A 5535-nucleotide genomic window follows, 5' to 3' on the forward strand; every position below is an offset into this window, starting at 1 on the left:
GATCGTAGCTACACGGGTTATAGGCGCTTGGGTGATACGTGGCGATGCTAATTGATACGCTAGATTGTTGATTTTCAGAGAAAATATAATCGGCGTGATACGGCGTGAAGCTACACGAAACGCGGAATTAACTTACAGGTGGCGATCTTCATGGGGGCTTGCAATCCGGTGTTGGCGCGGGTTCGGGTTTCTTGGTTTGTGCCGGGCCAGGCAGCCAGCGACACAAAACATCGGGGTCGGGTGCGATTGTGCCAGCCGCCGGGCGCGCGGTGTTCTCGTGCTGTGCGCGGAAGGCTTCGCGCCCGCCCGCATCGGGCTCGAGGCGTGGCTCGAGGGCGATGCGCCCCGGCTCGAGGGTCTTCGCAGGGTCCACGAGCTTCTCGGACAGCTTGCAAAGCTTCTCATCATAGTAAAAACCCTTAATCACACGCGTGCAATTAAGGGTTTTTACTATGATGAGAACGATTGCAGGCTTGCAACCTATCTCGTCAACGCTGCAACTCATCTCGACACGGCTGCAATCGATGTTTGCACCCGTGCAACCAACAATTGCAGCCTCCTTATCGATGGTTGCAGGCCTGACGAGAGGCGTTGCAGGGCTGCAATGAACCTCGTCACGCCGCGCGAGGCCTTCGACACGCCCTCCACCCATCCCGCCACCCCCTCCGGGATGGCCGCCGTGCGGGCTGGCTGCTTGGGGGCGGATGGTGGGCAGCCCCGGCCGGCCGCGGGGGTGTCGGCGCGCCGGGTCAGCGCTTGGCCGCCGGGTAGCCCGCGTCGTTGAGGAGGCGCTCCCACGCGGCGGAGGCGTAGCCGGTTTCCATCTCCTTGCCGACGGTGAGGGTGGGGGCGACCGGGTCTTTGTTGAAGCGGGCCTTGAAGGCGGCCACGTCGTCGGTGGTCTCGAGCTTGGTTTCGCTGAAGGGGATGCCGCGCCTGGTGAGCAGGGCGCGGCCTTCGTCGCAGGGCTTGCCGCACTCGCGGCCGGTGTAGAGGGTGACCGGGAAGTCGCTGGCGGCCTTGCGGGTGATGAAGGGCAGCTGGGCGTCGCCGCGGTTGGGCTGCAGCCGGCGCTCCTCGAACTTCTTGATGGACTGCGGGGGCGGCCGGTCGCTGTACTGGGTCTGGCCCTTTTCGTCGACCCAGCGGTAGGTGCTCTGGGTGGGGTCGGGGTCGGCGGCGAGGGCGGGCAGGGTGATGGCCAGCATCAGCAGGCTGGCGAGGCTGTGTTTCATGGGGTTTCTCCGGGCTGCTGGGCGCCGCCCCGGCGGGCGGGGCGGCGCCGGCGGGTTCAGGCGCCGACCATGCCGCTGTGGCGCAGGAGGGCATCCACCTGCGGTTCGCGGCCGCGGAAGGCCTTGAAGGATTCCAGCGCCGGGCGGCTGCCGCCGACGGCGAGGATCTCGTTCCAGAAGCGTTCGCCGGTCTCGGCGTCGAGCACGCTGCCCTTGGGCCGGCCGCTCTCCTCGAAGGCGGCGAAGGCGTCGGCGGACAGCACCTCGGCCCACTTGTAGCTGTAGTAGCCCGCCGCGTAGCCGCCGGCGAAGATGTGGCTGAAGCTGTTGGGGAAGCGGTGCCATTCGGGCGGGGTGAGCACGGCCACTTCGCGGCGGACTTCGGCGAGGAGGTCCATGACGTGCTGGTGGGCGGGGTCGAAGTCCATGTGCAGGAGCAGGTCGAACAGCGAGAACTCCAGCTGGCGCACCGTCTGCATGCCGCTCTGGAAGTTCTTGGCGGCCAGCATCTTGTCGAAGAGCTCGCGGGGCAGCGGGGCGCCGGTGTCCATGTGGGCGGTCATGTCGCGCACCACGTCCCACTCCCAGCAGAAGTTTTCCATGAACTGGCTGGGCAGCTCGACGGCGTCCCACTCGACGCCGTGGATGCCGGAGACGGCCAGGTCGTCCACCCGCGTGAGCAGGTGGTGCAGGCCGTGGCCGGCTTCGTGGAAGAGGGTGATCACGTCGTCGTGGCTGAAGGTGGCGGGCCGCTTTTTCGTGCCCTCACCGACCGGGCCGGGGAAGTTGCACACCAGGTAGGCGACCGGGGTCTCGATGCCGCCCGGGATGCGCCGGCGGGTGATCGCGGAGTCCATCCAGGCGCCGCCCTTCTTGGTGTCGCGGGCGTAGAGGTCGAGGTAGAACTGGCCGATGAGTTCGCCATCGCGCTCGATGCGGAAGAAGCGCACGTCGGGGTGCCACACGGGGCCGCTGTCGGCCTGGATGCGCACCTGGTAGAGGCGCTCCACCACCTTGAAGAGGCCGTCGAGCACCTTGGGCTCGGGGAAGTATTCCTTCACCTCCTGCTCGGAGAAGGCGTAGCGGGCGATCCGCAGCTTCTCGGAGACGTAGGCCACGTCCCAGGGCTCGAGGGGGGCGAGGCCGAGCTCGTCCTTGGCGAAGGCCTGGAGTTCGATCAGGTCGCGCTCGGCGAAGGGCTTGGCCTTGGCGGCCAGCTCGCGCAGGAAGCCGAGCACCTGCTCGGGGGTGTCGGCCATCTTGGGCACCAGGGAGACGTCGGCGAAGTGGCGGTAGCCGAGCATCCGGGCCTCTTCGGCGCGCAGCGCGAGGATCTGCTTGATCAGCGGGCCGTTGTCCCACTCGGGCTTGCTGTAGCCGTTGTCGACCTCGGCGGCGCGGGTGGCGTAGGCGCGGTAGAGGGTTTCGCGCAGCGCGCGGCTGTCGGCGTACTGCAGCACCGGCAGGTAGGAGGGCATCTTGAGGCCGAACTTCCAGCCCTCTACACCGGCCTTCTCGGCGGCTTCGCGGGCGGCGGTGATCACGTCGGCGGGCAGGCCGGCCAGCTCGGACTCGACGCTGACGATATGGGCGTAGGCGTTGGTGGCGTCGAGGATGTTCTCGGAGAACTTCGCGCCGAGGCCGGCCATTTCTTCCTGGATGGCCTGGAAGCGGGGTTTCTGATCGTCGGGCAGCTCGGCGCCCGAGAGGCGGAAGCCGCGCAGCTCGTTTTCGATGATCCGCTGGCGCGCCGGGCTGAGGCCGGCGAAGGCGGCGCTGTTGCGGATTGACTTATATTTTTCGAAAAGCTTAAGGTTCTGTCCTAATTCGGCGTAAAACCGTGTGACTTCCGGCAACATGGCGTTATAGGCTTCGCGCCATTCGGGCGTGTCCATCACGCTGTGCATGTGGGCGGCGACGCCCCAGGCGCGGCCGAGGCGCTCACCGTCGTCTTCGATGGGCTGCACGAAGTTGTCCCAGGTGGGGGCGGCGGGGTCGTCCTGAAGGCGCGCGACGGTGGCGCCCAGGGCCTCGAGGAGGCTGCGCACGGCGGGCTCGACGTGTTCGGGGCGAATGGCGTCGAAACGGGGCAGGCCGATGGATTCGAGCAGCGGCGAGGGGGCTTGGGTGGTGGTCATCTTGGTCGACGGTAAGTGGAGCGAGTGTTTTCATTTTGCCGAATTCCGCGGGGAGTGTCGCCTGTGGCGGCGCGCGGAGTGGGCATGGAAGGCTTGGAAGGAAGGGGGTCGGCGGTGAACGAGGGTGCGTTGAACATGACGGAGCAGGCTTTCCTGCACAAGCTCTCCCAGGAGCTCGAGCAGGGCGAGCTGCGTTTTCCGACCTCGATGGAGGTCACGATGCGGGTGCTGGAGGCGCTGGACGACCCCGACATGGACCTGGGGCGCATGTCGGCGATGGTGTCGGCTGAGCCGCTGCTGGCGGCGCGCACGGTGGCGCTGGCCAATTCGGCCTGGTACAACCCGGGCGGGCGCCTGGTGACCGACGTGCCGAAGGCGCTGGTGCGCATCGGTTTCGGCAAGCTGCGGGCGCTGGCGATGGCGGTGGCGGCCGAGCAACTGATCCACCGGGATGTGCTGAGCCCCTTCCAGCCGCTGATCCGCCGGCTGTGGGCCCACTGCGTGGATGTGGCGGCGACGGCCTTCGTGCTGGCGCGCCGCTGCACCAAGCTCGACCGGGACGCGGCCTTCTTTGCCGGCATGGTCCACGACATCGGGCAGTTCTTCCTGCTGGCCCGGGTGTGGGAATACCCCGAGATGCTGAGCGACGAGAGCCCGCTGTCGGATCTGGTGCGCGTCTGGCACGCCTCGATCGGGCGGGCGGTGCTGTCGGCAATGAGCATGCCCCAGGAGCTGGTGGATGCGGTGGACGACCCGGAGCTCTACGGTGGCGAGTGGCCACCCCAGTCGATCCCCGACCTGGTCTTCATCGCCAACCTGGTGGCCGAGACGCGCAACCCCTTCTCGCCGGAGGACGAAAACGTCCGCCAGGGCCTCGCCAGGGCGGCGACGCTGGGGCTGGACGAAGAGCGTCTGGCGGCGGTGCTGGTGGAGTCGGCGGAAGAGCGTCAGGCCCTGATCGATCTGTTCCGCATCGCCTGACGCCTGCGGGGCACGCCCCGCGCCGGTGCCACCCGCCGGTGCCACCCGCCGGTGCCACCGTAAACGACACAACCCGCCACGAGGCGGGTTGTTGCTTTGGTGGTAGCCCCGATTACAGGGTCTGGCCGGTGAGGCGCTCGTAGGCTTCCACGTACTTGGCGGCGGTGCGCTCGATGACGTCGGCCGGGAGCTTGGGGCCGGGGGCCTTCTTGCCCCAGTCGAGGGTCTCGAGGTAGTCGCGCACATACTGCTTGTCGTAGCTCGGGGGGCTGATGCCCACCGCGTAGCTGTCGGCGGGCCAGAAGCGGGACGAGTCGGGCGTCAGGGCTTCGTCGATGAGGTGCAGGGTGCCGGCGGCGTCGATGCCGAACTCGAACTTGGTGTCGGCGATGATGATGCCGCGGGTGGCGGCAAAGTCGGCGGCCTCGGTGTACAGCGCGATGGCGGCGTCACGGGCTTCGGCGACGAGCTGGGCGCCGGTCTTGCCGGTGCCCTTGAGGGCTTCGGCGAGGACGGCGTCGGTGCGGGCCTGGGCCTGCTCGAAGCTGATGTTCTCGTCGTGGTCGCCAACCTCGGCCTTGCTGGCCGGGGTGAAGATCGGGGCGGGCAGCTTCTGGGCCTGCTGGAGCCCTGCGGGGAGCTGGATGCCGCAGATGGCGCCGGTGTCCTGGTAGTCCTTCCAGCCGGAGCCGATCACGTAGCCGCGCACGACGGCCTCGATGGGCAGCGGGGTGAGGCGCTTGACGACCAGCGCGCGGCCGCGCACCTGATCCTGCTCGTCGGCGGCCACCACGCTCTCGGGGGCGATGCCGGTGAGCTGGTTGGGGACGATGTGGCCGAGCTTGGCGAACCAGAAGTTGGCCATCGCGGTGAGCACTTCGCCTTTGCGGGGAATCGGGTCCGGCAGGATCACGTCGAAGGCCGACAGGCGGTCGGAGGTGACGATGAGCAGCTTGTCGGCGTCGATGGCGTAGATGTCACGCACCTTTCCACGGCCGAGGAGGGTCAGGCTGCGGAGGGTGGATTCGAAGAGCGGAGTGGTCACGGTCTGGGTGTCCGACGGTCAAAACGCGATTATAGCCGGCCGGCGGGGCGAGGGGCAGCGCGGGTGCATTGGCGCGCGCCCTGGGCAGGGCGCGGGGCTCTCAAGGAAACGCAGGGCCGCCCCAAGTTTCCTTGAA

The 5535-nt window shown here is 67.7% G+C and carries 4 protein-coding genes; 1 reads left to right on the forward strand and 3 read right to left on the reverse strand.

The annotated features are described in order from the left end of the window. Positions 1–749: 749 nt before the first annotated feature. Together ZRA01_RS19725 and ZRA01_RS19730 are read right to left on the reverse strand one after the other, a co-directional pair. On the reverse strand, positions 750–1235 hold the full coding sequence (locus ZRA01_RS19725; RefSeq protein WP_141355084.1) for a DUF4124 domain-containing protein: 486 nt from the start codon (positions 1233–1235) through the stop codon (positions 750–752). A 56-nt stretch (positions 1236–1291) separates the two neighbouring features. Further along, the gene (locus tag ZRA01_RS19730; protein WP_141355085.1) at positions 1292–3373 is read right to left on the reverse strand and encodes a M3 family metallopeptidase; all 2082 of its coding nucleotides are present in this window, start codon (positions 3371–3373) and stop codon (positions 1292–1294) included. A 135-nt stretch (positions 3374–3508) separates the two neighbouring features. Here ZRA01_RS19730 and ZRA01_RS19735 point away from each other — a divergent pair, with 135 nt between their 5' ends. Then, positions 3509–4354, forward strand: a complete 846-nt coding sequence (locus ZRA01_RS19735) for an HDOD domain-containing protein (RefSeq protein ID WP_170183037.1) — start codon at positions 3509–3511, stop codon at positions 4352–4354. Between the two features lie 112 nt (positions 4355–4466). On the opposite strand, the gene ZRA01_RS19740 is transcribed toward ZRA01_RS19735, so the two are convergent. Continuing rightward, positions 4467–5399, reverse strand: coding sequence for a phosphoribosylaminoimidazolesuccinocarboxamide synthase (locus ZRA01_RS19740; RefSeq protein WP_141355087.1), 933 nt, complete (start codon positions 5397–5399; stop codon positions 4467–4469). Between the last annotated feature and the right edge of the window lie 136 nt (positions 5400–5535).

It is taken from the genome of Zoogloea ramigera (genome assembly GCF_006539865.1).
In the GTDB taxonomy this organism is placed as follows: Bacteria; Pseudomonadota; Gammaproteobacteria; order Burkholderiales; family Rhodocyclaceae; genus Zoogloea; species Zoogloea ramigera.

Excerpts from the sequence above, each read along its gene's own strand:
- ZRA01_RS19735 (WP_170183037.1), top strand. The coding sequence starts at position 3,509 with ATGACGGAGCAGGCTTTCCTGCACAAGCTCTCCCAGGAGCTCGAGCAG.
- ZRA01_RS19730 (WP_141355085.1), bottom strand. The coding sequence starts at position 3,373 with ATGACCACCACCCAAGCCCCCTCGCCGCTGCTCGAATCCATCGGCCTG.
- ZRA01_RS19725 (WP_141355084.1), bottom strand. The coding sequence starts at position 1,235 with ATGAAACACAGCCTCGCCAGCCTGCTGATGCTGGCCATCACCCTGCCC.